General features: G+C 66.6%; 21 protein-coding genes. 19 read left to right on the top strand and 2 right to left on the bottom strand.

Annotated features, from left to right (window positions below; genetic code table 11):
• Nucleotides 1–132 precede the first annotated feature (132 nt).
• The 6 genes from HL671_RS03045 (at nt 133) to HL671_RS03020 (ending at nt 8529) form a co-directional block, all read left to right on the top strand.
• A complete protein-coding gene (locus HL671_RS03045) occupies nt 133–1548 on the top strand; it encodes an NAD(P)-binding domain-containing protein (RefSeq protein WP_172235546.1) in 1416 nt (471 codons plus the stop codon).
• Between the two features lie 82 nt (nt 1549–1630).
• Nucleotides 1631–3250 (top strand): ABC transporter substrate-binding protein, encoded by a 1620-nt coding sequence (locus HL671_RS03040; protein ID WP_172235545.1) that lies wholly within the window; start codon nt 1631–1633, stop codon nt 3248–3250.
• Between the two features lie 182 nt (nt 3251–3432).
• Nucleotides 3433–4464, top strand: a complete 1032-nt coding sequence (locus HL671_RS03035; protein ID WP_172235544.1) for an ABC transporter permease — start codon at nt 3433–3435, stop codon at nt 4462–4464.
• Nucleotides 4465–4474: 10 nt separating this feature from the next.
• A complete protein-coding gene (locus HL671_RS03030) occupies nt 4475–5335 on the top strand; it encodes an ABC transporter permease (RefSeq protein WP_172235543.1) in 861 nt (286 codons plus the stop codon).
• Nucleotides 5336–5358: 23 nt separating this feature from the next.
• A complete protein-coding gene (gene nikE, locus HL671_RS03025; protein WP_172235610.1) occupies nt 5359–6993 on the top strand; it encodes a nickel ABC transporter ATP-binding protein NikE in 1635 nt (544 codons plus the stop codon).
• 120 nt (nt 6994–7113) lie between these two features.
• The gene (locus tag HL671_RS03020) at nt 7114–8529 is read left to right on the top strand and encodes an FAD-binding oxidoreductase (protein WP_172235542.1); all 1416 of its coding nucleotides are present in this window, start codon (nt 7114–7116) and stop codon (nt 8527–8529) included.
• A gap of 45 nt (nt 8530–8574) precedes the next feature.
• Here the strand turns inward: HL671_RS03020 and HL671_RS03015 are convergent, their stop codons facing one another.
• Entirely contained in the window at nt 8575–10056 is a 1482-nt protein-coding gene (locus HL671_RS03015) for a mannitol dehydrogenase family protein (RefSeq protein ID WP_172235541.1), read from the bottom strand.
• A 9-nt stretch (nt 10057–10065) separates the two neighbouring features.
• Entirely contained in the window at nt 10066–11088 is a 1023-nt protein-coding gene (locus HL671_RS03010; RefSeq protein WP_210263737.1) for a Zn-dependent oxidoreductase, read from the bottom strand.
• 159 nt (nt 11089–11247) lie between these two features.
• On the opposite strand from HL671_RS03010, the gene HL671_RS03005 reads away from it, so the two are divergent.
• From HL671_RS03005 to HL671_RS02945, 13 genes are all read left to right on the top strand, one after another.
• Nucleotides 11248–12264, top strand: coding sequence for a TRAP transporter substrate-binding protein (locus HL671_RS03005; protein WP_012042337.1), 1017 nt, complete (start codon nt 11248–11250; stop codon nt 12262–12264).
• A 46-nt stretch (nt 12265–12310) separates the two neighbouring features.
• Nucleotides 12311–14173: a TRAP transporter large permease gene (locus HL671_RS03000; protein WP_012042338.1), complete on the top strand. Its 1863-nt coding sequence runs from the start codon at nt 12311–12313 to the stop codon at nt 14171–14173.
• A gap of 18 nt (nt 14174–14191) precedes the next feature.
• Complete coding sequence (locus tag HL671_RS02995) at nt 14192–14917, top strand: GntR family transcriptional regulator (protein WP_012042339.1); 726 nt, start codon at nt 14192–14194, stop codon at nt 14915–14917.
• Between the two features lie 32 nt (nt 14918–14949).
• Nucleotides 14950–16146: a mannonate dehydratase gene (uxuA, locus tag HL671_RS02990; protein ID WP_172235539.1), complete on the top strand. Its 1197-nt coding sequence runs from the start codon at nt 14950–14952 to the stop codon at nt 16144–16146.
• 53 nt (nt 16147–16199) lie between these two features.
• Complete coding sequence (locus HL671_RS02985; RefSeq protein WP_172235538.1) at nt 16200–17231, top strand: L-idonate 5-dehydrogenase; 1032 nt, start codon at nt 16200–16202, stop codon at nt 17229–17231.
• 17 nt (nt 17232–17248) lie between these two features.
• The gene (locus HL671_RS02980; RefSeq protein ID WP_172235537.1) at nt 17249–18175 is read left to right on the top strand and encodes a sugar kinase; all 927 of its coding nucleotides are present in this window, start codon (nt 17249–17251) and stop codon (nt 18173–18175) included.
• Nucleotides 18172–18816 carry a bifunctional 4-hydroxy-2-oxoglutarate aldolase/2-dehydro-3-deoxy-phosphogluconate aldolase gene (gene eda, locus HL671_RS02975; protein WP_012042343.1) on the top strand — a complete coding sequence of 215 codons (645 nt, stop codon included), beginning with the start codon at nt 18172–18174 and terminating at the stop codon, nt 18814–18816. Before HL671_RS02980 ends, eda begins: the two co-directional genes overlap by 4 nt.
• Before the next feature lie 244 nt (nt 18817–19060).
• Complete coding sequence (gene ytfQ, locus HL671_RS02970) at nt 19061–20026, top strand: galactofuranose ABC transporter, galactofuranose-binding protein YtfQ (RefSeq protein ID WP_041750519.1); 966 nt, start codon at nt 19061–19063, stop codon at nt 20024–20026.
• 93 nt (nt 20027–20119) lie between these two features.
• Complete coding sequence (locus HL671_RS02965) at nt 20120–21670, top strand: sugar ABC transporter ATP-binding protein (RefSeq protein WP_012042345.1); 1551 nt, start codon at nt 20120–20122, stop codon at nt 21668–21670.
• On the top strand, nt 21667–22659 hold the full coding sequence (locus tag HL671_RS02960; protein ID WP_172235535.1) for an ABC transporter permease: 993 nt from the start codon (nt 21667–21669) through the stop codon (nt 22657–22659). Before HL671_RS02965 ends, HL671_RS02960 begins: the two co-directional genes overlap by 4 nt.
• On the top strand, nt 22656–23651 hold the full coding sequence (gene yjfF / locus HL671_RS02955) for a galactofuranose ABC transporter, permease protein YjfF (protein ID WP_172235534.1): 996 nt from the start codon (nt 22656–22658) through the stop codon (nt 23649–23651). Before HL671_RS02960 ends, yjfF begins: the two co-directional genes overlap by 4 nt.
• Nucleotides 23648–24391, top strand: a complete 744-nt coding sequence (locus tag HL671_RS02950; RefSeq protein WP_012042348.1) for a FadR/GntR family transcriptional regulator — start codon at nt 23648–23650, stop codon at nt 24389–24391. The genes yjfF and HL671_RS02950 overlap by 4 nt, the downstream gene beginning before the upstream one ends.
• On the top strand, nt 24388–26124 hold the full coding sequence (locus HL671_RS02945) for an IlvD/Edd family dehydratase (protein ID WP_172235533.1): 1737 nt from the start codon (nt 24388–24390) through the stop codon (nt 26122–26124). Before HL671_RS02950 ends, HL671_RS02945 begins: the two co-directional genes overlap by 4 nt.
• Nucleotides 26125–26126 lie beyond the last annotated feature (2 nt).

Genomic DNA, 26126 nt, shown 5'->3' with positions numbered 1-26126 from the left:
GACAAATCGGTATGGTCGGCCCTGGGCCCGCTTTGCTAAGCTTCGTGCGCCGGGTGACATGACTGATGGAGAGAGCGTGAGCGACAGCGAGCGTGTCGATCGCGATTGCGCGTGTTTCATCCGGTGGCTGGCATGAGCGACGGTCTCGCCGCGCTGACGGCCCAGGTTCGTAGCGACCTCGCCAGGATCGCCCATCCCAGCATGCCATGGCTGACGCCCGTGATCGCTCCCGATGGTCGCCCTGCGCTCGACGTTCTGATCGTCGGCGGCGGCCAGTCGGGCCTTGCGACTGCCTTTGCGCTGCTGCGCTCGCGAGTCAGCAACATTCTCGTGCTCGACAAGGCCGAAGCCGGCCGAGAAGGGCCGTGGCTCACTTATGCGCGCATGCCGACCCTGCGCAGCCCGAAGGACTTCACCGGGCCCGATCTCGACATTCCGAGCCTGACCTATCAGTCCTGGCACGAAGCGACATTCGGCACTGACAGCTGGCGCGAACTTGACCTGATCCCGCGCGAATATTGGGCAGATTATCTTGCCTGGTATCGCGAGGTGCTCGATCTTCCGGTGCGCAATGGCTGCGAGGTCGTCGACATCGCAGCCGCTGCTGACGGCCTGCTGCAGGCGACCGTGCGCGGCAAGGACGGTGAGACGACGATCCATGCGCGCAAGATCGTGCTGGCGACCGGACAGGAGGGCATGGGCGACTGGAGCATCCCGGAGCCGCTGCGGCATCTGCCTGCAACGCGCTGCGTCCACTCAGGCGCTCAGATCGACTTCGAGGCTCTGCGTGGCCGCCGCGTCGCCGTGATCGGCGCCGGCGCGTCGGCCTTCGACAATGCGGCGGTGGCGCTCGAGACCGGCGCGGCGCGCGTGGATCTGTTGTGCCGCCGCGCGGAAATTCAGCTGATCCAGCCGTATCGTTGGCTGACCTTCCGCGGCTTCCTCCGGCATTTCTCCGAGCTCGACGATGCCTGGCGCTGGCGCTTCATGCGCGCGGTGCTGGAGCTGCGCGAAGGCTTTCCGCAGCACACTTATGATCGCTGCGCCCACCATGCCGCGTTCCACCTGCATGAGGGGGCGCCGGTGGTGGCTGCGCGCGAGACCAGTGAGGGCGTCGTGCTACAGACGGCGAACGGCGAAGTCATCGTCGACTTCGTGATCAGCGCGACCGGCATCACGATGGATTTCGCTCAGCGGCCTGAATTGAAGCGCTTCGCCGGAAACATCGCGCGTTGGACGGACCGTTACACGCCGGAAGCAAGCGAGCGCAATGACCGGCTCGGCGCTTTCCCCTATCTCGCTGACGACTATGCACTGTGCGAGCGCAACGCAGGCGAAACGCCGTGGATCAGCAACATTCACGTCTTCGCCATTGCCTCGACGATGAGCTTCGGCGCCTCGGGCTCGTCGATCAACGCGATGACGACGGCGGTGCCGAAGCTCGTGCATGGTCTGACGCGCGGGCTGTTCAGAGCGGATATCGACAAGCATTGGGCCAGCTTTCAGGCCTATGATGTGAAGCAGGCCGCGGTGCGGCGTGGCACGTGATTTGCTGCTCGGCAGGCGTCGCCGGTGACCGCTGGCAGGCTATTCAGTCCCGGATTTTGAGACTAACAGGGGAACAGGGGCGATGAGTATCGAAATGTCCAAACGTTCGTTATTTGCGGCGACTGCCTTGCTCGCCGTGACGCTGGCCGCGCCTTCAGCCTTTGCGCAGAGCCGCGCCGAAACCCTGCGCTACGTCACCGGCGCCACCGTCAACACGCTTGATCCGAACATTCCGGGCTCGACGCGCGAGGCCTTTGCGCTGTCGATGTCGAGCTACGACCGGCTGGTGTCGTTCGGCCGCAAGCAGCTCAATGGTAAGTGGGTGTTCGATCTGGACACGATCACCGGCGAGCTCGCCGAATCCTATTCCGTCAGCGCCGACGGCCTGAAGATCACCTTCAAGCTGCGCCCCGACGCCAAGTTCCAGGACGGCTCGCCGGTCACGGCCGAGGACGTCAAATGGTCGCTCGACCGCTGCGTCACCGCGCCAATCCTTGGCAAAGCCCAATTGCTGACGGGCTCGCTGACGTCGGCCGATCAGTTCAAGGTGATCGACCCGGTGACGATCGAGGTGACGCTGCCGAAGCCGGACAAGCTGGCGCTGCCGAATCTGGCGACCGTCTATCCGATCATCATCAACTCCAAGCTCGCCAAGGCCCACGCGACCGCCGAGGATCCGTGGGCGCTGAACTGGACCAAGGAGAACGCGGCCGGCAGCGGCGCTTACATCGTCGAGACGTTCAAGCCCGGCGAGCAGGTGATCGCGAAGCGCAACGAGGCCTGGAACCGCGGCACGCCGGACAAGCCGGCGGCATTCAAGCGCCTGATCATCCAGTCGGTGCCGGAGCCGGCGACGCGCGCCAATCTCGTCGAGCGCGGCGATGCCGATCTCGTCATCGACCTGCAGGCGAGCGACGTGCAGTCGCTGGAAGGCAAGGGTAAGCTGAAGGTGATCTCGACGCCGCAATACAATGCGGTGACCTTCATCTCGATGAACAACACCATCCCGCCGTTTGACAACGTCAATGTGCGCCGCGCCATCGCTTTTGCGCTGCCCTATGACGACATGTTCAAGGCGGCGTTGTTCGGCCGCGGCGCGCCGCTGTACGGCGCGACCTGGGCCGACGGCAAGCCGCCGAGCGGCGGTTATCCGATCCCGCAGCCGATCAAGCTCGATCTGGAGAAGGCCAAGGCCTATCTGAAGGAGGCCGGCATGCCCGATGGCTTCTCGACCACCTTCAGCTTCAATGTCGGCCAGGCCGCAACCGCCGAGCCGATGGCGGCGCTCGTGAAGGAGCAGCTCGGCAAGATCGGCATCAAGGTCGACATCCAGAAGCTGCCCGATGCGCAGATGTCGACGGCGATCAACGAGAAGAAGCTGCCCTTCTTCATCGAAGGCATCGTCGCCTGGCTGCCCTCGACGGACTATTTCTATCGCAACTTCTACACCGGCAAGCAGCGCTGGAACTACTCCTCGACCGACAATGCCGAGCTGGAGAAGATCGCGCAGGAGGCGCGCTTCGAGGCCGACAAGGCGAAATATGAGGAGCAGGGCAAGGCGCTCAACGCCATCCATTTCGACCAGATGTTCCAGATCCCGATCTGGCAGGCTGCGCAGGACGCGGTGATGCAGCCGACGGTGGACGGCTATGTCTACCAGTTCACGCGGCAGGTCGATTATCGTAACCTGAGCCGCAAGTAGGACGACAAACGCAGTTCGGGTCGATCTGGTGCGTCGGCACGGGTGAGGGATTTGGTTGAGAGTGTTTGCCGTGGCGCCCCTTAGCCGCGCTTGCGGCGCGACCTCTCCCCGCTGGGGAGAGGTGGAAGATCGTGGCGGGCGCCTGTGTTCGATAACGATGGCTTGGGACAGAAGGTAGATCCATGGGCACGATCGGCGCAACTTTGCTGCGGGCGGGACGACGCTTCGTCTCGTCGCTGCCGGCGCTGTTCGGTGTCCTGGTCTTCACCTTCCTCTTGATGCGCGTACTGCCGGGCGATCCGGCCGTGTTCTTCGCCTCCGGCCCGAATGCCGGCAAGGAGGAGATCGAGGTGATCCGCCGGCAGCTCGGGCTCGACAAGCCGCTGCCGAACCAGCTCGCGATCTATCTCTACGACGTCGGCCGCGGCAATCTCGGCCGCTCGATGATGACCGGGCAGGCGGTCGCCAAGGACCTCAAGGAGCGGCTGCCGGCCTCGCTCGAGCTGACATTGACAGCGTTGCTGATTGCGCTGGTCTCCGCGGTGCCGCTCGGCGTGCTCGCGGCGTTGCGGCCGGGATCGCTGGTCGATCACGGCGTGCGGCTGTTCTGCTCGCTCGGCGTCTGCGTGCCGACCTTCGTCTCCGGCCTGCTGCTGATCTACGTGTTCTATTATCTGCTCGGTTTCGCGCCGGATCCGACCGGGCGTATCGACATCTTCGCCACTCTGCCGCCATCGCGCACTGGCTTCCTGATCATCGACTTCCTGCTCGCGGGCGATCTCGACGGCTGGTGGGCGGCGGCGCGGCAGCTGATGCTGCCAGCGCTGACCATGGCGCTGTTCGTGATCGCGCCGCTGGCGCGCATCACCCGGGCCTCGATGCTGGTCTCGCTCGGCAGTGATTTCGTCCGCACCGCGCGCTCGGTCGGGCTGTCCTGGTGGCGGATCGTCGTCACCTATGCGCTGCGCAACGCGATCCTGCCTGTCATCACCGTTGCCGGCATCGTGTTCTCGACCATGCTCGGCGCCAATGTCCTGGTGGAGAAGGTGTTCTCCTGGCCAGGCGTCGCCTCCTACGCGCTCGATGCGCTGCTGGTGTCGGACTATGCGCCGGTGCAGGGTTTCGTGCTGCTGATGGCGACCATCTTCGTGATCGTCAATCTCCTGGTCGATGTGCTCTACGGTATCGCCGATCCCCGGGCGACGGTGGCATGAGCGATTGCACATGAGCACGATCGAGACCTCATCCACCTTGCGCCACACCGCCTTCGTGCTGCGCGGCAATCCGGTCACGGCGATCGCGGCCGCCGGCGCGCTGCTGCTGGCGCTGCTCGCGATATCAGCGCCGTGGCTCACGCCTTACGATCCCATCGCCTCCGAGGTCTCGGCGGCGCTGCAGCCGCCAAGCGCCGCGCACTGGTTCGGCACCGACCAGCTCGGCCGCGACGTGCTGAGCCGCCTGATCGTCGCCAGCCGGCTCGATCTCACCATCGCGGTGACCGCGGTCGCCGTGTCCTTTGCGCTCGGCTCGGTCGTCGGCGCGCTCTGCGGTTATGCCGGCGGCCGGCTCGACAAGGCGGTTGGCCGCTTCGTCGACGTGCTGATGGCGTTCCCGCTGTTCGTGCTGGCGATGGCGATGGTTGCTGCGCTCGGCAACAGGGTCGAGAACATCGTGATCGCGACCGCGATCATCAATTTGCCGTTCTACATCCGCTTCGCTCGTGCCGAGGTGAACATCCGCCGCAATCTCGGCTGGGTCGAGGCCGCGCGCGCCTGCGGCGAGAGCCATGTCGCCGTTGTGCTGCGGTTCCTGCTGCCGAACGTGCTGCCGGCGATGGCGGTGCAGATGTCGCTCAATCTCGGCTGGGCGATCCTCAATGCGGCGGGCCTCTCCTTCATCGGCCTCGGCGTCAAGCCGCCGACGCCGGAATGGGGCATCATGGTCGCCGAGGGCGCCCGCTTCATCTCGACCGGACGCTGGTGGCTGGTGGCATTTCCCGGCCTCGCCCTGATGAGCGCGGTGCTGTGCTTCAACCTGCTCGGCGACGGTTTACGCGACATCCTCGATCCGAGGATGAGAACGTGATCGGATCAGAAAACATACAGCCGCTGCTCGAGGTCGAGAACCTCAAGGTGACCTTCTCGACCCGCCGCGGTCTCGTTGAGGCCGTGCGCGGCGTGTCGCTGTCGCTGCAGCCCGGCGAGATGCTCGGGCTGGTCGGCGAGAGCGGCTCCGGCAAATCGGTGACCGGCTTTGCCATCACCCATCTGCTCGACAGGGCCGGCCACATCACCGAGGGCCTGATCCGCTTCAAGGGGCAGGACATCACCCGCGCCGGCGGCGCCGATCTGCGCAGCCTGCATGGGGCTGCGATGGCGATGATCTTCCAGAACCCGCGCGCGGCACTCAATCCGATCCGCACCGTCGGCCAGCAGATTGCGGACGCGATCCTCGCGCATCGGCGGCTGTCACGGGCGGAGGCGCAGGCCGAGGCGCTGAGCCTGCTCAAGGCCGTGCAGATCCGCGATCCCGAGCGGCGCATGGGCGCCTATCCGCACGAATTGTCGGGCGGCATGTGCCAGCGCGTGATGATCGCGGTCGCGATCTCCTGCAATCCATCACTGCTTATCGCCGACGAGCCGACCACCGGCCTCGACGTCACAACGCAGAAGGTGGTGATGGACCTGCTCGCCAGGATCGCCGCCGACCGCGGCATGGCGACGATCCTGATCACGCATGACCTCGGGCTGGCCGCGCGCTATTGCGCGCGCGTCGTGGTGATGGAGCAGGGCAGGCTGGTCGAGGAGGCCGAGCCGCTGACGCTGTTCCACCGGCCGCAGCACCCCTACACCCGGCGGCTGGTTGCGGCCTCGCCGACGGCGACCTCGCGCATCGAGGACCTGGTGCCTGATGGCGAGAGGATTCCGCTGGTCGCGGTGACGGAGCTGCCGCCGCCGCACGGCACGCCGCTGCTGCTCGATGTCAAGGCTGTCAGCAAGCGTTTCGACGACGGCACGGTCGGCGTTGCTGATTTCTCGATGACCATGCGCGGTGGCGAGAGCGTCGGCCTGGTCGGCGAGAGCGGCTCCGGCAAGAGCACGACGTCGCGCATGATCTGCCGCCTGATCGACGCCAGCGCCGGCGAGATCCTGTTCGACGGCCAGTCGATCGGCCAGATCCCTGCGCGCGACTTCCACCGTTCCGAGCTGCGCAGGGACATCCAGATCGTCTTCCAGGATCCGAACGACAGCCTCAATCCGCGCTACACGGCGTTCGACTGCATCGCGCATCCGCTGCTGCGGCTGATGAATATGCGCAGCGGCGACAAGCTGCGCCAGCGGGTCGAGGAATGCGCTGACCGTGTGGGGCTGCCGCGGGAGCTGCTGTCGCGCTTTCCGCATCAGCTGTCCGGCGGCCAGAAGGCGCGCGTCGGCATTGCCCGCGCCATCGCCTGCAAGCCGCGCCTGCTGGTGCTGGACGAGCCGACCGCGGCGCTCGACGTCTCCGTGCAGGCGGTGGTGCTGCAGCTCCTCAACAAGCTCAGGCGTGAGGACAATCTCGCTTTCCTGTTTGTCAGCCACGATCTCAACGTCGTGCGCATGATGTGCGATCGCACCATCGTGCTGCGTACCGGCGTCATCGTCGAGCAGGGCGAAAGCCGGGCCTTGTTCGCCAACCCGCAGACTGACTACACGCGCGAGCTGGTCGATGCGGTTCCGCATATCGCCCCGGCGCCGGCCTGAGCGCCCCCCATAACAATCGATTATGGAGGGCCGACAACTTGGTATTGGGGCCGCGATCGGCGGACCTGTTAGTTTGCGGCCGTCGCCATCCCTCCCACTCGAAAGGCTGAAGCGCTGACCATGACGGAGCTGATTTCCAGGCTGCAGAACGCCGTCGGCGCCGCGCATGTTCTCGACGCAGTCGAGGATCAGGCGCCTTATCTGCGCGACTGGCTCGGCAAGTATCATGGGACGGCGCTGGCGGTGGTGCGGCCGGGATCGACCGCGGAGGTGGCGGCCGTGATGGCCGCCTGCGCGGCGGCCCGTGTCGCCGTGGTGCCGCAAGGAGGTCACACGAGCCTGTCCGGCGGCGCGACGCCGGATGCGAGCGGCCAGGCGATCGTGCTGTCGCTGTCGCGGATGAACCGGATTCGCAAGATCGATCCGATCGGTCAGACCGTCGTCGTCGATGCCGGCGCGGTGCTGGCCAAGGTCCAGGACGCCGCGCGGGATGCCGGCCTGCTGTTTCCGCTGAGCCTCGGCTCCGAGGGCAGTTGCACGGTCGGCGGCAATCTTGCGGCCAACGCCGGCGGCGTCGCCGTGCTGCGCTATGGCGTGATGCGCGAACTGACGCTCGGCCTCGAAGTGGTGCTGCCGGACGGGCGGATCTGGGACGGCCTGCGGGCCTTGCGCAAGGACAACACCGGCTACGCGCTGCGCGATCTGTTCATCGGCTCCGAAGGGACGCTCGGCATCATCACGGGCGCCGTGCTCAAGCTGTTTGCGCAGCCGACCGCGCGCGCCACTGCGTTTGTCGCAGTGGCCGATGCGGCGGCCGCGCTCAAACTGCTGCGCCTCTCCCGCAGCCATTGCGGCGACCGCCTCACGGCGTTCGAATTCCTGACGTCGGCGACGCTCGACATGATCCTGCGCCAGATTCCCGATACGAGGCTGCCATTCGACGCGCTTCCCAGCGCGGCCGTGCTGATCGAGCTGAGCGACATCAGCGACGAGCCGACGCTCGCGGCCCGGCTCGAAACCACGCTGGCCGACGCGATGGCGGAGGGGCTGGTCTCCGACGCCGTCGTCGCGCAGGACGGCACGCAGGCCAAGGCGTTCTGGCGCGTGCGCGAAAGCGTGTCGGAAGCGCTGGTGCGCGAGGGCAAGGCGCTCAAGCATGACATCGCCGTGCCGGTCGCCGAGATCGCCGATTTCGTCAAGGTGATGGACGCGGCGGTCGACGCCGCGCTGCCCGGCATCCGTCCCATGGTGTTCGGCCATCTCGGCGACGGCAACCTGCACTACAATCTGATGCGTCCGCTCGCCATGACGGAGGACGCGTTCTATGGCCACGGCCCGCGCATCACCCGCCTCGTCCACGACGAGATCACCCGCCGGCGCGGCTCGATCAGCGCCGAGCACGGCATCGGCCAGCTCCGCATGTCGGAGATGCCGCTGTGCAAGCCGCCACTGGAACTGGAACTGATGCAACAGCTCAAGCGCACGCTCGATCCGCATGGGCTGATGAACCCGGGCAAGCTGCTGCCGAACGTGTAGTTCGCGGCGGAGGTCGCGCGTTCGTCCGTTAAAGCCGGCGTGACGTCAGCCTGCGTTTTGCAGGATCTGCTCGACCGTCGCACGGGTTCCATTCAGGAAGAGGCGATCGAGCGCTGCCTCAACTGTACGCGCGAACCGCGGATCGTTCGGCAACTCGTGGCCGAACACCGGCGTGACCGACAACAACGCCGGCGCGAGCCGGTTCGCGACCGGGCCGGCGTCATCCGCCAGCGCCCGCAGCTTTACCGCCAGCGGGTCACGCAGCGCGATCGGCTGGCCTTGTTCGTCGGTGCCGCTGACATAGCGCATCCATCCGGCCACGGCGAGCGCGAGGCGGGTGATCGGCAGGCCGCGGGCGAGGCGGTCGCTGATGGTGCCAAGCAGGCGCTGCGGCAGCTTCTGCGAGCCGTCCATCGCGATCTGCGCTGTCAGGTGCTTGAGTGCGGGATTGCGGAACCGTTGCAGCAGCGCGGCGCGATAGGCTGTGACGTCGAAGCCGCCGAGCGCGGGCAAAGTCGGCGTGACCTCCTCGCGCATCATGTCCTCGACGAGCCCGGCGAGCTCAGGCTCGGCCATCGCCGCGGCCACGGTCTGGCAGCCCATGAGATAGCCGAGATAGGCGATGGTCGAATGCGCGCCGTTGAGTAGCCGCAGCTTCATCAGCTCGAACGGCGCCACGTCGCGCACGAATTGCGCGCCACTCGCGTCCCAGGCCGGACGGTCGCCGCCGAAATCGTCCTCGATCACCCATTGGCTGAACGGCTCGGTGACGACAGGCCAGGCATCGTCGAGGCCGAGCGCCGCGCGGACCTCGTCCCGGTCGACATCGGTGGTGGCGGGCACGATGCGATCGACCATGGTCGAGGGAAAGTGGACCTCGTCCGCGATCCACCGGGCGAGATCGCGGTCAACCAACTCGGCGAAGGCGATGGCGAGGCCGCGCAACGTGTGGCCGTTGGCCGGAAGGTTGTCGCAGGCCAGCACGGCATAGGGCGGCAGACCCTGTTGCCGCCGTAGCCGCAGGCCGCCGACGATGAATCCGAGCGTGCTGCGGGGATGCGTGAGATTGAGAATGTCGTGACGGATGTCGGGATCATCAGCGCGCAGCGCGCCGGTCGCGGGATCGTGGCTGTAGCCCTTTTCGGTCACGGTGGTGGAGACGATGCGCACGGCGGGATCTGCGAGGCGCGCGAGCAGGCCCGCTGGATCGTCCGGCGCCACGGCAAGCCCGGTGAGCGCGCCGACGACGCGCCGCTGCTGTCCGCTGCCGTCGCTCGCCGTCACGCTGTAGAGGCCGGCCTGCGGCTGCAGCGCGTCGCGCGTATCCCGCGAGCGCAGGGAGACGCCGAGGATGCCCCAGCGCGGATCGTTCTTGAGCAGCGCGTCGGTGTAGACGGCTTGATGGCCGCGATGAAACGCGCCGAGGCCGAGATGGACGATGCCGGTTGCGACCGCCGCGCGATCGTAATCCGGCTTGAGAACGCCGGAGGGCAGGCGGTGGAGCGTTGAAGGGCTGAGGCGGTCCATGCTGGGACTTCAGAAGATCAGCTGCACTTTGCAGCATTCGGTTGGATTGTGCTCGAACGTGTCGAACGCGATCGCGTAGTCATCGAGCCCGAAGCGGTGGGTGATCAGCCGCTCCGGCTGCAATGTGCCGCTGGCGAACCAGTCGATCACCTTGGCGAACTTGCCGCTGTTCAGCCGGGACGCGTGGATCGCGAGCTCCTTCGCCGTGACCTTCTGCTGCACGATGGTCGAGGGCTCGGCCGAGAAGCCGAGCAGGCCGATGCGTGCAGCGGGCGAGGCGATCTCGATCGCCTCAGCGAGAATGGACGGATGGCAGGCGGCATCAATGATCAGCGTCGGTTTCACACCGGCGTCCGCGAGGGCTGCGGGCAGGGCGGTCTGTGCCGTGTTGATGACGCGGTCGGCGCCGTTGTTCCGGGCCGCCTCGATCCGTTGATCGATGCGGTCGGTGACGATCAGCTCCTTGACGCCGTAGACGTGCTTGAGCACCTGGATCACGGTCAGCCCGATCGGGCCCGCGCCGTAGACCAGCGCGATATCGGACGCGAACACGCTTGTGTGGTCGGTGATGTTGGCGGCGATCGAGAACGGCTCGACCAGCGGCGCCTTGTCGTCGCCGACGCTGTCCGGCAGCAGGTGCGCGTTCTCGGCCGGCACGCAGGCATATTCAGAGAAGCCGCCGTCGCGGTGCACGCCGAGCACGGCAAGCTGCGCGCAGACATTGGGGCGGCCGACCGAGCAGGGATAGCAGGTGCCGCAGGCGACCACGGGATCGACCACGATGCGGGCCCCGAGCCGGGCGTGCACGCCATCGCCGAGCTTGTCGATGCGGCCGAAGAATTCATGGCCGATCACGCGCGGATAGCGCGCGAACGGATTGCTGCCGTGAAGGATGTGGATGTCTGAGCCGCAGATGCCGGCGCGTTCGACCTTGATGCGGATCTCGCCGCTCGCAGGTTCAGGGATGGCGCGGGTTTCGATCGACAGGCGGCCGGGCCGCTCCACCACCAGGCTCTTCACGCGTTCCTCCATCCCCGAGGCTCATCTCGACCGTGAGCCGGCGTCGTATAGCAATCTCAAAACTTGGATACAAGTTATCTATTGAAACGTATTTTGGTATCCATTATAGGCTTAAGAGATCGGAATGACATACAAAAGGCCCCCAAGCGGGCCGGCAGGGGAGGTTTGCCAATGTCGTCAGCCACATCCATGTCCCGTCGCCGCTTCGTCGGCTCCGCGCTCGCAGGGGCCTCGGCTCTGGCGTTCGGGTCCGCGCAGGCGCAATCGGCCAAATATCGCCTGCGCTACGGCACGGCGTTTCCCGCCACCCATCCCGGCGTCATCAGAATCATCGAGGCGTCCGAGCTGATCAAGAAGCAGACAAACGGCCTGGTCGATCTGCAGGTCTATCCGAACAGCCAGCTCGGCAGCGAGCCCGACATGTTCTCGCAAGTCCGCTCTGGCGCGCTCGACTTCATGTCGACGTCAGGCGTGAACCAGACGGTGGTGCCGATCGGCGGCATCAATGCGGTCGCCTTCGCGTTCGAGAGCTACGACCAGGTGTGGTCGGCGATGGATGGCGATCTCGGCAACCATGTGCGTGGCGAGTTTGCCAAGGTCGGCCTGCACGTGCTGCCGAAATGCCTCGACAACGGCTACCGCAACATCACCTCCGGCGCCAAGCCGATCACCTCGCCGGACGACCTTAAGGGCTTCAAGATCCGCGTGCCCGGCAATCCGCTGTGGGTGACCTTGTTCAAGACGCTGGGCGCCGCACCGACGCCGATCAATTTCGGCGAGCTCTATGCCGCCTTGCAGACCCGCATCGTCGACGGCCAGGAGAATCCGCTGGCGCTGATCCAGAGCGCCAAGCTCTACGAGGTGCAGAAGTTCATCGCGCTGTCCGGCCACATCTGGGACGGCCATCACATCTTCGCCAATGCCACGCGCTGGAGCGGTTTGCCGGCCGACGTGCGCGACGCCATCACCGCGGCGCTGTCGGATGCGGCGGTGAAGGAGCGGCAGGACATCCAGAGCTTCAACGAGAAGGCGCAGGCCGAGATGCAGGCCGCCGGCATCGCCTTCAACAAGGTCGATACCAAGCCGTTCCGCGACGCGCTGCGCACCGCCGGCTTCTATTCCGAGTGGAAGACCAAGTTCGGTGCCGAGGCCTGGAGCCTGCTCGAGAAGTCGGTCGGCCAGCTCTGAGACCGGCACAGCGCGCGGACACGCCAGCAATCTGCGGGAGGATGCAATGGCCGTTGAGATGACAGCGACGACCTCCGTGCCGTCGCATGGCGCGTTCGCGCGGTTCGACCATGTGCTCGGCCGGACCGTCGAGGCGCTGGCGGCAGCGCTCGTCGTCGCCGAGCTGGTCCTGCTCGGCGCGGCGACGGCCGCGCGCTACGTCTTCAACGCGCCGCTGATCTGGTCGGACGAACTCGCCACCGTGCTGTTCGTGTGGCTGGCGATGCTGGGCGCGGTCGTGGCGCTGCGTCGCTCCGAGCACATGCGGCTGACCGCGTTCGTGCGCAATTTGTCGCCGGCGTGGCGGGCGCGCACCGATGCGCTCGGCCTGATGCTGGTCTGCACCGTGCTAGCCGCGCTGGTGATGCCGTCCTGGCATCATCTCGACAGCCACATGATCAGCCAGATGCCGGTGCTGGAGATCAGCGAAGGTTTTCGCGAAGGAGCGATGCTGGTCGGCGTGCTGCTGATGCTGCTCACGGCGGTCGAGCGGCTCGTCCAGCAGGCGAGCCTGCCGCAGATCATCGGCGCGCTGGCGCTGGTGCTCGCGGGCGCCGGGGCGCTCTACGCGGCCGCGCCTGTCCTGGAGGATCTCGGCAACACCAATCTGTTCATCTTCTTCTTCGTTCTCGTCGCAGCCGCCATGGTGATCGGTACGCCCATTGCCTTCACCTTTCTGCTCGCCACCGTGGCCTACCTGCATTTCAGCACGACGGTGCCGGTGCTGATCGTGCCCGGCCGCGTCAGCGAGGGCATGTCGCACATGGTGCTGCTGGCGGTGCCGATGTTCGTGCTGCTCGGCGCGCTGATCGAGATCGCCGGCCTGGCGCGCGCAATGATCCTGTTTCTGGTCTCGCTGATCGGTCATCTGCGCGGCGGCCTGCAATATGTGCTGCTCGGCGCAATGTACCTGGTCTCGGGCATCTCCGGCGCCAAGGCGGCCGACATGGCTGCGGTCGCGCCGGCGCTGTTTCCGGAGATGAAGCAGCGCGGCAGCCGCGAGGGCGATCTGGTCTCGCTGCTGTCGGCCTCGGCCGTGATGTCGGAGACCATCCCGCCCTCGATCGTGCTGATCACGGTGGGATCGGTGACCGGCGTGTCGATCGCCGCGCTCTTCACCGGTGGCCTGCTGCCCGCGGTGGTCGGCCTCCTCGCGCTCTCGGTCGTGGTCTACATGCAGACCCGCAAGGAGGACATGAGCGGCGCGCAGCGCTTCGACGCCAGGACGCGGCTTAAGCTGTTCGCGATCGCCATTCCCGGTCTCGGCCTGCCGATCGTGATCCGCTCGGCGGTGGTCGAGGGCGTCGCCACCGCGACCGAGGTTGCCGCCATCGGCGTCATCTACACGGTGCTGGTCGGCATCTTCTTTTATCGCCAATTCGACTGGAAGCGGGTCTATCCGATCCTGGTCGACACGGCCTCGCTGTCCGGTGCGATCCTGCTGGTGGTCGGTGCCGCCACCGGCATGGCCTGGGCGCTGACCCAATCCGGCTTCTCGCAGCAGCTCGTCGACATGATGGTCGCCGTTCCCGGCGGCCGCTGGGGCTTTCTGCTGATCTCTGCGCTCGCCTTCGTGGTGCTCGGCAGCGTGCTCGAAGGCGTGCCGGCCGTGGTGCTGTTCGGACCGCTGTTGTTTCCGATCGCGCGCATGATGGGCGTGCACGAGGTCCACTACGCCATCATCGCGGTGTTCGCGATGGGGCTCGGCCTGTTCACGCCGCCTTTCGGTGTCGGCTTCTACCTCGCCTGCGCCATCGGCCGCGCCTCGCCGGACGAGGTCATCCGCCATGTCTGGCCGCACCTCGCCGCGCTCCTGGTCGCGCTGCTGCTGATCGTGTTCCTGCCATGGATCTCGATCGGCTTCCTGTGAATCGGATAGGCTGCCGCCATGGATGACGATCTGACACCGCTGACGCGACTGGAAGGCAAGGCCGGCCGGCGGCTCGCCGACCAGGTCTATGAGCGGTTGCTCGACGACATCGTTTCCGGCGCGCTGCCGCCGGGCACGCCGATGGCCGAGCTCGATTTGTGCGAGCGTCTCGGCGTCAGCCGCACCCCCGTGCGCGAGGCGTTGATCAAGCTCGCCGACGTCGACCTTGTGCGCATCTATCCGCAGAGCGGCAGCGTCGTGGCCCCGGTCTCGCGCGAGGCCTTTGGCGAGGCGCAGTTCATCCGCGAGCATCTGGAATGCGCGCTGGTCGCCGAGGCCGTGCGCTACATGGATGCGACCTCGTTGCGCGAGCTGAACGAGCTGATCGAGAAGCAGAAGGCTGCAGCGACGCCGGCCGAATTCTACGCCCATGACGAGGCGTTCCACCAGACCATCGCCCGTACCAGCCGGCATCCGCATGTCTGGCAGGTGATCCGCCAGACCAAGATCCATTTCGACCGCGTGCGTCATCTGACCCTGATCGAGGACGCCGGCCATATTCCGCTCCTGATCGCGCAGCATCAGGAGATCCTGGACGGGCTCGCGGCCTGCAACGAGGCGCAGGCGGTCGCGGCAATGCGACGGCATCTGCGCGAGGTGTTCCGCCGCGCCGACGGCATCTTTGCCCGTCAGGAGGAGATGGCGCAGGCCGAGCCACGGACGCGGGCCCGGCGGCGGCGCTGATCGCGCCGGCTCAGTTTTGAGAGGTAAGAGACATGGAACAGACGTGGCGCTGGTTCGGACCCGATGATCCGATCACTCTGCCGCAGGTCCGCCAGACCGGCGCGACTGGCATCGTGACGGCGCTGCACCACATCCCCTATGGTGTGGTGTGGAGCACCGACGAGATCATCAAGCGCATCGGCCTGATCGAAGGCGATTCATCGCTGCGGCTGCGCTGGAGCGTGGTCGAGAGCCTGCCGGTGTCGGAGGCGATCAAGCTGGGCGAGGGCGATCTCACCGCCCTGTTCGAGAATTATCGCCAGTCGCTGCGCAACCTCGCGGCCTGCGGCATCACCACGGTCTGCTACAATTTCATGGCGGTGCTCGACTGGACCCGCACCGAGCTCGCGTTTCGGCTTCCCGGTGGGGCCACCGCGCTGCGCTTCGACCAGGATCGCCTCGCTGCATTCGATTGCTACATCCTGCAGCGTCCGGGGGCCGAGGCCGAGTTCTCGGCCGACGTGCTCGACCGGGCCCGCTCCTGGGTGGCGCAGGCATCCGAATCCGACAAGGACCGGCTGCTCGCGACCATCATGGCCGGACTTCCCGGCGCCTACGACCGCTACGACGTGCCGGGCCTGCGCCGCATGCTGGAGACCTATCGCGGCATCGGCCATGCCGAGCTGCGTGCCAATTACGCGCGCTTCCTGCGCGAGGTGGTGCCGACGGCTGAGGAATGTGGTGTGAACCTGTGCGTCCATCCGGACGATCCGCCGCGCGACCTGTTCGGTCTGCCGCGGGTGGTGTCGTCGGCCGACGATCTGCAGTTCATCGTCGACGCCGTCCCGTCCAAGACCAACGGCATCACCTTCTGCACCGGGGCGCTCGGCGCCGGCGGCCACAACAATGTTCCGGCGCTGGCCGAGCGCTTCGCCCCGCACATCCGCTTCGTGCACCTGCGCAACGTTACCAAGATGCTCGACGGCTCGTTCATGGAGGCGGAGCATCTGCGCGGCGATGTCGACATGGTTAACGTCGTCACGACGCTCCTCAAGGAGCAGGCCCGCCGCAAGGCCGGGGGCGAGCCGGATTGGCGCATCCCGTTCCGGCCGGATCATGGCCATGAGCTTGCCGATGACATCGGTCGCGGCACGCATCCCGGCTATCCGCTGGTCGGGCGGCTCAAGGGTCTGGCCGAGATCCGCGGCGTGATGACCGCCGTTGCCGCCATCAACCGCTTGCCGGTATGAGCCTGTCGTGATCTAGGATCGGGGCACAAGGCGAGACAGGGAGAACCGGCCCCATGCGTGCGGTCGTCATTCACGCGCCCAAGGATCTGCGCATCGACAGCTTTCCCGATCCGGCGCCGGGGGCCGGCGAGGTCCGGGTCAAGATCGAGGCCGGCGGCATCTGCGGCTCCGATCTGCACTACTACCACCACGGCGGCTTCGGCACCGTGCGCATCAAGCAGCCGATGGCGCTGGGGCACGAGATTGCCGGCGTCGTGGCCGCGGTCGGCGCCGGCGTGAGCGGCCTGTCGGAGGGCACGCGCGTTGCGGTCAATCCGAGCCTGCCATGCGGACAATGTGCGTATTGCCGCGAAGGGCTGCGCAACCAATGTCTTGACATGCGCTTCATGGGCAGCGCGATGCGCGATCCCCACATCCAGGGCGGCTTCCGCGAATATGTCACCGTCGATGCCGCGCAGGCCGTGCCGATCGCGCCGTCTTTGTCGCTCAGCGAGGCGGCGATGGCCGAGCCGCTATCGGTCTGCCTTCATGCCGCGCATCAGGCCGGCTCGCTGCTCGGCAAGCGTGTGCTGGTGACGGGCTGCGGCCCGATCGGCGCGCTATCGATCCTGGTTGCGCGGTACGGCGGAGCTGCCGAAATCGTGACCACTGATGTCGCCGATGCCCCACTCGCGGTTGCGGGCAGGCTCGGTGCTAGTCACGCGTTCAATGTGGGGACGGAGCCGTCCGCGCTCGATCCGTGGCGGGCCGGCAAGGGCCAGTTTGACGTGTTGTTCGAGGCGTCCGGCAACCAGTCCGCGCTGCGGTCTGCGCTCGACGTGATGAGGCCGGGCGGCGTCATCGTGCAACTCGGGCTCGGTGGCGAAATGACTCTGCCGCTTAACACGCTTGTCACGAAGGAGCTGCAATTGCGCGGCACTTTCCGCTTCGACCGCGAATTCGAGCTGGCGCTGCGGCTGATGGGCGAGGGGCTTCTGGATGTGAAGCCGCTCATCTCCGCGACGTTGCCGTTCCAGGAGGCGATTGCCGCCTTCGAACTCGCCAGCGATCGAAGCCGGTCGATGAAGGTTCATTTGACGTTTTGATGGATGGATCGACGCCGATGAAAGTCGCCTGCATCGGAGAGTGCATGGTGGAGTTCGCGCAGGAGGACGGAAGTCTGTTCCGGCGCGGTTTCGGCGGCGACACGCTCAACACGGCGCTCTATCTGGCGCGGCTCGGCGTGCCCACCTCCTATGTCACTGCGCTCGGCGACGATCCGTTGAGCGCGATGATGCTGGCGGCATGGCAGGCGGAGGGCATCAACACCGCCGAGGTGATGCGGGTCGATGGTCGCGTGCCCGGCCTCTATATGATCGAGCGCGACGCCAAGGGCGAGCGCAGCTTCCTCTATTGGCGCGACCGGGCCCCGGCGCGCGAATTGTTCGACCGCGCCGATCCCGCGATGCTCGACCGGCTGTCGCGCTTCGACCTGATCTATCTCTCAGGCATCAGCCTGTCGCTGTACAGCGAGACCGGCAAGGCCAAGCTGCGCGAGCTCCTGACGGTGGCCCGCAAGCGCGGCGCGCGCGTCGCGTTTGACGGCAATTACCGGCCCCGCGGTTGGCCCAGCCGCGAGGCGGCGCAACGCGCGTTCCGGGCGATCCTGCCGCTGGTCGATCTGGCGCTGCCGACGCTGGAGGACGAACAGATGCTGTTCGGCGATTCCGACGTGTCGGTCAGCCTGCGCCGCTTCAAGGACGCAGGGGTCAGGGAGATCGTCGTCAAGCGCGGCGCGCGCGGCTGCCTGATCGACGCCGACGGCGTGCTGGTCGACATCACGCCGCCGCAGGTGATGCAGCCCGTCGATACGACCGCGGCCGGCGATTCCTTCAATGCGGCCTATCTCGCCGCGCGTCTCAATCGGGTGCCGCCGCGCAAGGCCGCGCTCGCAGGCCACCGGCTCGCCGGAGCCGTGATCATGTCGCCGGGCGCGGTGATCCCGCGCGCGGCGATGCCGAAGGACATTCTGGTGCAGAGCGAAACATGATGAGCATTCCGGACAAGCGTACGAAGCTCGCTGGCATCCTAGCGCTCGCGCCGGTGATCCCCGTGATCACGATCGAGGACGCCGCGCAGGCGGTGCCGCTGGCACGTGCCCTCATTGCCGGCGGCCTGCGGGTCATCGAGATCACGTTGCGGACGCAGGCCGGTCTCGATGCCGCGCGCGCGATCATCGAGGAGGTGCCGGACGCCGTGGTCGGCATCGGAACGGTGCTGACGCCCGCGGACTATGACCGTGCCGCCAGGCTCGGGGCCGCCTTTGCGATCAGTCCGGGCCTGTCGATCGACCTGCTGGACGCCGCGAATGAAGGCGAGCTGCCGTTTGCGCCGGGCGTCCAGACCCCGTCCGATCTCATCGCCTGTGTCACGCGCGGCTACGAGCTGGTCAAGTTCTTCCCCGCAATGCCGGCCGGCGGCCTCGCCGCGCTCGATGCGCTGGGTGGACCATTCCCGACCGTGCGCTTCTGCCCGACCGGCGGCATCAATGCCGGCAATGCGGCGCAGTGGCTGGCGCACAAGAAAGTCGTCGCGCTCGGCGGCTCCTGGATCGCGCCTGCGGCCGACATCACGGCCGGCGCCTGGTCCGCGATCGAACAGCGTGCCCGCGCGGCAGCGGCCCTGCGCTGAGGGGCTGGATACAACTTCAGATTTTGCTACAGTGGCCAGCCATATCTTGGCGGGCTTTTTGTGCGCTTAGGCGCGGTTTCTTACAGCGCAGGCCAAAAAGTATTACAGTCAAATAATATGACTAGTCAGGCCTGATGTTCCGTGGAATAACGGGCGCGTCGGCTGTTGCGGCCGGCTCAAGAGGTGCGACGACACCGCATGCTGCGGCGGCGCACCCAGAATAGATATTGTGGGAGAACGCCTGATGACCCTGAAAGCCCTCTTTGCGGCGTCCGCGACGGCCGCCTTGTTGCTTGCCACCTCCGCCAGCGCCGCCGAATTGACCGTCGGCTTTTCGCAGATCGGATCCGAGTCCGGCTGGCGCGCGGCCGAGACCTCGGTCTCGAAGTCGGAAGCGGCCAAGCGCAAGATCAACCTGAAGATTGCTGACGCCCAGCAGAAGCAGGAAAACCAGATCAAGGCGATCCGATCCTTCATCGCCCAGAACGTCGACGCGATCTTCCTCGCGCCGGTCGTGGCCTCGGGCTGGGATGCCGTGCTGAAGGAAGCCAAGGAAGCCAAGATCCCGGTCGTGCTGCTCGACCGCGACATCGATCCCTCGGGCAAGGACCTCTATCTGACCGCCGTCACCTCCGACAGCGTGCATGAGGGCGAAGTGGCCGGCGAATGGCTCGCCAAGACCGTCGGCGGCAAGGCCTGCAACGTGGTCGAACTGCAGGGCACGGTCGGCGCCAGCGTCGCCACCAACCGCAAAAAGGGTTTTGACGCCGTCATTGCCAAGAACGCCAACCTGAAGGTCGTGCGCAGCCAGACCGGCGACTTCACCCGTGCCAAGGGCAAGGAGGTGATGGAAAGCTTCATCAAGGCCGAGAACGGCGGCAAGTCGATCTGCGCGGTCTATGCCCATAATGACGACATGATGGTCGGTGCGATCCAGGCGATGAAGGAAGCCGGCCTCAAGCCCGGCAAGGACATCCTGACCGTCTCGATCGATGCCGTGCCGGATATCTTCAAGGCGATCTCAGCCGGCGAAGCCAACGCCACCGTCGAGCTGACGCCGAACATGGCGGGCCCGGCTTTCGACGCCATCGTCGCCTTCAAGGAGAAGGGCACCGTGCCGCCGAAATGGATCCAGACCGAGTCGAAGCTCTACACCGCTGCTGACGATCCGCAGAAGGTCTACGACAGCAAGAAGGGGCTCGGCTACTGAGCCGCACGATACTGACGTCGTCCTGGCGTACGCCGGGACGACGACTGTCGAGGTGCCGGCCAAGTCGTCCGCGAAGTAGTCAAGTCGTTCGTCATGTCTGATAGTTCAGCTCCACCGGCAGCGCGGCCCTCTCTTCTGGAGATCCGTGGCCTGACCAAGAGCTTCGGTGCGCTGAAGGCGCTGCAGGATGTCGACTTCACGCTCGGTGAGGGCGAGATCCATGCGCTGCTCGGCGAGAATGGTGCCGGCAAGTCGACCTTGATCAAGGTCGTCACCGGCGTGTTCGCGCGCGATGCAGGAACTGTCCGTCTCGCCGGCGATGAGATCGCGCCGCGCTCCGCCAAGGATGCCGTCGAGGCCGGCATCGCCACCGTCTATCAGGAAGTGAACCTGCTGCCGAACCTCTCGGTGGCGCAGAATCTCTATCTCGGCCGGCAGCCGACGCGCTTCGGCGTCGTGCGGCAGGCCGAGATGCGGCGGCGCGCGCATGCGCTGCTGCTCGATTACGGCCTGGATATCGATGTCGGCGCGCCCTTGGCGAGCTATTCGGTGGCGGTCCAGCACATCACGGCGATCGCGCGCGCGGTCGATCTGTCGGCGCGCGTCCTCATTCTCGACGAGCCGACTGCGAGCCTCGATCGCCACGAGGTCGAAATTCTTTTCAGGGTAATGCGAAAGCTCGCAGCTGATGGCATCGGCATCGTCTTCGTCAGCCATTTCCTCGATCAGGTCTACGAGATCTGCGATCGTGTCACCGTGCTGCGCAATGGCCGCCTGATCGGCACCCGCGACATCACCGATCTGCCGCGGCTCGACCTCATCCGCATGATGCTGGGGCGGGAATTGGCCGAGACCACCCACGAACGCGCCGCGAGCCAGCCCGACACGGCGCGCGAGGTCTGCGTCAGCTTCAAAGGCTTTGGCAAGCAGGGCTATGTGGCGCCGTTCGACCTGGAGCTTCGCCGCGGCGAGGTGGTCGGGCTGGCCGGCCTGCTCGGCTCGGGACGAACCGAAACGGCAAGGCTCGTGTTCGGGGCCGAGCGCGCCGACAGCGGCGAAGCCAGTGTTGCGGGCAAGGCTGTCAGGCTGAACTCGCCGCGCGACGCCGCAGGCCTCGGCTTCGGCTATTGCCCGGAGGAGCGCAAGACCGAGGGCATCGTTGCCGATCTCACCGTCCGCGAGAACATTGTGCTGGCGCTGCAGGCCCGGCGCGGCCTGCACCGTCCGCTGTCGCGGCGTGAGCAGGACGAGATCGCGATGCGCTACATCCGCATGCTCGACATCAGGCCGCCTGATCCGGAGCGTCCGATCGGGCTGCTGTCGGGCGGCAATCAGCAGAAGGCGCTATTGGCGCGCTGGCTCGCCACCTCGCCGAAGCTGCTGGTGCTCGATGAGCCGACCCGCGGCATCGATGTCGGCGCCCACGCCGAGATTATCCGCCTCGTCCGCGACTTGTGCGAGCAGGGGCTGGCGCTGCTGGTGATTTCGTCCGAGCTCGACGAGATCGTCACTTATTCCAACCGCGTTGTCGTGCTGCGCGACCGCGCCCATGTCGAGGAGCTGAAGGGCGACGCTGTCGAGGTCTCCAGCATCCTCGCGGCGATCGCGGCCGATGCGCCGACCGCGCAGGAGGTCGCATCATGACGCTCCGGATCCCGCGCCGCGGCCTCGCGCAGGCATTTGCGCTGATCGTGATCCTGATGATCGATCGCGCGGTGTCGCCGCAATTCTTCAACCTGCATCTGCAGGATGGCCGGCTGTTCGGCAGCGTCATCGACGTGCTCAATCGCGGCACGCCGGTGGCGCTGCTGTCGCTCGGCATGGTGCTGGTGATCGCGACCGGTGGCATCGATCTGTCGGTCGGCGCCGTGATGGCGATCGCGGGCGCCACCGCGGCGAGCCTCGCCGACACGCATTCGCTGCCGGTGGTGATCGGCTCCGCGCTCGCCGTCGGCCTGGCGTGCGGATTGTGGAACGGCATTCTCGTCGCCGTGCTGCGCATCCAGCCGATCGTGGCGACGCTCATCCTGATGGTGGCGGGCCGCGGCATCGCGCAGCTCATCACCGAGGGGCGCATCGTCACTTTCACCTCGCCCGACCTGGTCTGGATGGGCAACGGCGCCGTGCTCGGCCTGCCGACGCCGATCGTGATCGCCATCGGCATGCTGCTCCTGACGGGAGCGGTCGTGCGCGGCACCGCGCTGGGGCTCTTGATCGAGGCGACCGGCGGCAATGCCCGCGCCAGCGAGTTGTCGGGCGTCGGCACCCGCGCCATGATCCTCTCGGTCTATGTCTGGTGCGGCATCTGCGCCGCGCTCGCTGGCGTCATCGCCGCCGCCGACATCATGGGCGCGGATGCCAACAATGCCGGCCTCTGGCTTGAGCTCGATGCCATCCTCGCGGTGGTGATCGGCGGCACTTCGCTGTTCGGCGGCCGCTTCAGCCTGGTGCTGGCGGTGGCTGGCGCACTGATCATCCAGGCCATGAACACCGGCATTCTGCTGTCCGGCTATCCGCCGGAGCTCAATCTCCTGGTGAAGGCCGTCGTCGTGCTCGCCGTCCTCCTGGCGCAGTCGCCGCGCCTTGGCGATCTCTCGCGCTTCACCGCGCGCTGGCGGAGGAGCAAACCATGAAGGCCTCGACCTCGGTCGCCATCACCGCCGCAGTGCTCGTCGCCGGTTTTGCGCTGTGCGCGCTGCAATTTCCGAACATCGCCTCGACGCGCGTGGTCGCCAATCTGCTCACCGACAATGCCTTCCTCGGCATCGTCGCGGCCGGCATGACCTTTGTCATCATCTCCGGCGGCATCGACCTCTCGGTCGGCTCGGTGATCGGCTTCACCACGGTGTTCGTGGCGCTCGCCGTCGAGCGCTGGGGCATCCCGCCGTTTGCGGCGTTCGCGCTGGTGCTCGTGCTGTGCGCGCTGTTCGGCGCAGCGATGGGCGCGGTCATCCACGTGTTCGATCTGCCGCCCTTCATCGTAACGCTCGCCGGAATGTTCCTGGCGCGCGGCATCAGCTTCCTGCTCTCGACCGAGTCGATCCCGATCACCGCGCCGATCTACAGCGCCGTCTCCGATTTCGCGATCCGGCTTCCTGGAGGAGGGCGGCTCACCGCGATCGCGATCGCCATGCTCGCGATCCTCGTGCTCAGCGCGCTTCTGCTGCACCTCACCCGCTTCGGAGCCAATGTCTACGCGCTCGGCGGCAGCCGCACCGCGACGGCGCTGATGGGCATTCCGGTGGGATCAATGACCATCCGGATCTATATGCTGTCGAGCGTGCTCGCGGGCCTCGCCGGCATCGTCTTCTCGTTCTATACGGCAGCCGGCTATTCGCTCTCCGCTGTCGGCGTCGAACTCGACACGATCGCGGCCGTCGTGATCGGCGGAACCTTGTTGACGGGCGGCCAGGGCTCCGTCATCGGCACCTTCCTCGGCGTCCTGATCCAGGGCATGATCCAGACCTACATCAATTTCGACGGCACGCTGTCGAGCTGGTGGACCAAGATCGCCACGGGGGTTCTGTTGTTCGTCTTCATTGCGCTGCAGCAAGGTCTGATGGCGCTCGCGCGCCGCTCGTCCGTCAAGCCCGCAGGGGTCAAGCCCGTGGGGGTGAGCACGTGACCACGTCGCACATCGTCTCGATTCCGACGCGGCGCGCCCATTCCAACCATGCCGAGGTCGCCCGCAGCATCGGCATCGATATCATCTCCGGCCGTCTGGCCGAGGGCGCGCGCCTGCCGGGCGACGCCGAGCTGACGGCGACGTTCGGCGTGTCGCGCCCGGTGCTGCGCGAGAGCGTGAAGACGCTGGTCGCGAAGGGACTGCTGTCAACCAAGGCCCGCGTCGGGACCGTGGTGCGCGGGCGCTCGGACTGGAACATGTTCGATCCGGACGTGCTTGCCTGGCACCTCGACGCCGGCATCGACAAGCGCTTCCTCGCCGACCTCGCCGAGATCCGCCTGGCGATCGAGCCGCGCGCGGCGGCGCTGGCTGCCGAACGGCGCAGCGACGGCGACGTGGCGGCGATGCGCATGGCGATGGCGCAGATGGAGCGCGAGCCGTCGACCTCGGTCGCCTTCGCCGACGCCGATCTTGCGCTGCATATCGCGGTGGCCAATGCCTCCGGCAACCCGTTCATGCGCTCGATCGGCGCGGTCATCGAGGCGGCGCTGCGCGCCTCCTTCGTATTGAGCGCGCCGGTGGAGACCGCCGATCGCGACACCGTGCTGGTCTGGCACCAGCGCATCATCGACGCGATTGCCGACGGCAATCCCGAGGCCGCCTCCGAGGCCATGATCGAAGTCATCTACAACGGCCGGCGACGTCACGCGCAGTCGGCTGCACGAACGGACCAGCAATGAGCAACGACAAGTCAGACAAGCAGCTGCGCAGCCAGGCGTGGTTCGGCCGCCAGGACAAGATGGGCTTCTATTATCGCTCATTCCTGAAGAACAGCGGCACGCCGCAGGACCGCTTCGAGGGGCGCCCGGTCATCGGCATTTGCAACACCTGGTCGGAGCTGACCCCGTGCAACGCGCATTTCCGCGTCATCGCCGAGCATGTGCGTCAGGGCGTGCTCGATGCCGGGGGCTATCCGCTGGAGTTCCCGGTCTCCTCGCTCGGCGAAGTGACGATGCGTCCGACCGCGATGCTGTTCCGCAACCTCGCCTCGATGGACGTCGAGGAGGCGATCCGCGCGCATCCGCTCGACGGCGTCGTGCTCTTGATGGGCTGCGACAAGACCACGCCGGCGCTCCTGATGGGCGCGGCCTCGGCCGACCTGCCGGCGATCGGCGTCTCCGGCGGCCCGCAATTGCGCGGTGTCTATCGTGGCCAGATCATCGGCTCCGGCACTAACATCATCTCGATGAGCGAGCAGCTGCGCGCCGGCGAGATCACGCTGAAGGAATTCCACGAAGCCGAAGCGGGCATGAACCGGTCCGCCGGCAGCTGCATGACCATGGGCACGGCCTCGACGATGGCCTCGATGGTCGAGGCGCTCGGCATCGGCCTGCCGGAGAATGCTGCGATCCCCGCCGCCGACGCGCGGCGCAACCTGCTGGCCCGCATGGCCGGGCGGCGCATCGTCGAGATGGTCGGAGAAGACCTGAAGCCCTCGGACATTCTCACGCGTCAGGCGTTCGAGAATGCGATCCGCACGCTGGCCGCGATCGGCGGCTCGACCAATGCGGTGGTGCATCTGCTCGCTATCGCCGGCCGCGTCGGCGTCGAGTTGACGCTCGACGATTTCGACCGTCTGTGCCGCGACGTGCACTGCCTGGTCGACCTGATGCCGTCGGGCCGCTTCCTGATGGAGGACTTCTACTACGCCGGCGGCCTCCCGGCGGTGCTGCGCGCACTCGGCGAGCGCGGCCTGCTGCACAAGGATGCGCGCACTGTGAACGGCAAGACGTTGTGGGACAACGTCGCCGACGCGCCCAACTACAACGCCGAGGTGATCACGCCGTTCGAGACGCCGTTCAAGTCCGAAGCCGGCATCGCCATCCTCACCGGCAACCTCGCGCCCAATGGCGCCGTCATCAAGCCGTCGGCGGCCTCGCCAGAGCTGATGAACCACACCGGACGCGCGGTCGTGTTTGAAAGCGTCGAGGAGATGCATGACGCCGTCGACGACGACACGCTCGACATCGATGCGTCCTGCATCATGGTGCTGAAGAATTGCGGGCCGAAGGGCTATCCCGGCATGGCCGAGGTCGGCAACATGCCGCTGCCGGCCAAGCTGCTGCGCGAGGGCGTGCGCGACATGATCCGGATCTCGGATGCCCGCATGTCCGGCACCGCCTATGGCACGGTGGTGCTGCACGTGGCGCCGGAGGCGACCGTCGGCGGACCGCTGGCGCTGGTGAAGAACGGCGACATGATCACGCTCGACGTCGCCGCGCGCCGGCTGCATCTGCATGTCAGCGACGAGGAGCTCGCCACGCGCCGCGCCGCCTGGACGCCACCGAAGCCGCACGCGTCGCGCGGCTATCAGAAGCTCTACATCGATCACGTGCTGCAGGCCGATCGCGGCGTGGATTTCGACTTCCTGGTCGGCCGCACCGGTTCGCCCGTGCCGCGCGACAATCACTAAGA

The sequence above is a fragment of the Bradyrhizobium denitrificans genome (assembly GCF_013179005.1).
Classification (GTDB): domain Bacteria; phylum Pseudomonadota; class Alphaproteobacteria; order Rhizobiales; family Xanthobacteraceae; genus Bradyrhizobium; species Bradyrhizobium denitrificans.
This window is presented reverse-complemented; position numbering and strand designations above follow the sequence as displayed.

Excerpts from the sequence above, each read along its gene's own strand:
- HL671_RS03035 (WP_172235544.1), top strand. The coding sequence starts at position 3,433 with ATGGGCACGATCGGCGCAACTTTGCTGCGGGCGGGACGACGCTTCGTC.
- HL671_RS03045 (WP_172235546.1), top strand. The coding sequence starts at position 133 with ATGAGCGACGGTCTCGCCGCGCTGACGGCCCAGGTTCGTAGCGACCTC.
- HL671_RS02985 (WP_172235538.1), top strand. The coding sequence starts at position 16,200 with ATGCGTGCGGTCGTCATTCACGCGCCCAAGGATCTGCGCATCGACAGC.
- HL671_RS03010 (WP_210263737.1), bottom strand. The coding sequence starts at position 11,088 with ATGGAGGAACGCGTGAAGAGCCTGGTGGTGGAGCGGCCCGGCCGCCTG.
- eda (WP_012042343.1), top strand. The coding sequence starts at position 18,172 with ATGATGAGCATTCCGGACAAGCGTACGAAGCTCGCTGGCATCCTAGCG.
- HL671_RS02980 (WP_172235537.1), top strand. The coding sequence starts at position 17,249 with ATGAAAGTCGCCTGCATCGGAGAGTGCATGGTGGAGTTCGCGCAGGAG.
- HL671_RS03000 (WP_012042338.1), top strand. The coding sequence starts at position 12,311 with ATGGCCGTTGAGATGACAGCGACGACCTCCGTGCCGTCGCATGGCGCG.
- HL671_RS03005 (WP_012042337.1), top strand. The coding sequence starts at position 11,248 with ATGTCGTCAGCCACATCCATGTCCCGTCGCCGCTTCGTCGGCTCCGCG.
- uxuA (WP_172235539.1), top strand. The coding sequence starts at position 14,950 with ATGGAACAGACGTGGCGCTGGTTCGGACCCGATGATCCGATCACTCTG.
- HL671_RS02945 (WP_172235533.1), top strand. The coding sequence starts at position 24,388 with ATGAGCAACGACAAGTCAGACAAGCAGCTGCGCAGCCAGGCGTGGTTC.
- ytfQ (WP_041750519.1), top strand. The coding sequence starts at position 19,061 with ATGACCCTGAAAGCCCTCTTTGCGGCGTCCGCGACGGCCGCCTTGTTG.
- HL671_RS03015 (WP_172235541.1), bottom strand. The coding sequence starts at position 10,056 with ATGGACCGCCTCAGCCCTTCAACGCTCCACCGCCTGCCCTCCGGCGTT.
- HL671_RS02960 (WP_172235535.1), top strand. The coding sequence starts at position 21,667 with ATGACGCTCCGGATCCCGCGCCGCGGCCTCGCGCAGGCATTTGCGCTG.
- HL671_RS02965 (WP_012042345.1), top strand. The coding sequence starts at position 20,120 with ATGTCTGATAGTTCAGCTCCACCGGCAGCGCGGCCCTCTCTTCTGGAG.
- HL671_RS03030 (WP_172235543.1), top strand. The coding sequence starts at position 4,475 with ATGAGCACGATCGAGACCTCATCCACCTTGCGCCACACCGCCTTCGTG.
- HL671_RS03040 (WP_172235545.1), top strand. The coding sequence starts at position 1,631 with ATGAGTATCGAAATGTCCAAACGTTCGTTATTTGCGGCGACTGCCTTG.
- HL671_RS02995 (WP_012042339.1), top strand. The coding sequence starts at position 14,192 with ATGGATGACGATCTGACACCGCTGACGCGACTGGAAGGCAAGGCCGGC.
- HL671_RS03020 (WP_172235542.1), top strand. The coding sequence starts at position 7,114 with ATGACGGAGCTGATTTCCAGGCTGCAGAACGCCGTCGGCGCCGCGCAT.
- yjfF (WP_172235534.1), top strand. The coding sequence starts at position 22,656 with ATGAAGGCCTCGACCTCGGTCGCCATCACCGCCGCAGTGCTCGTCGCC.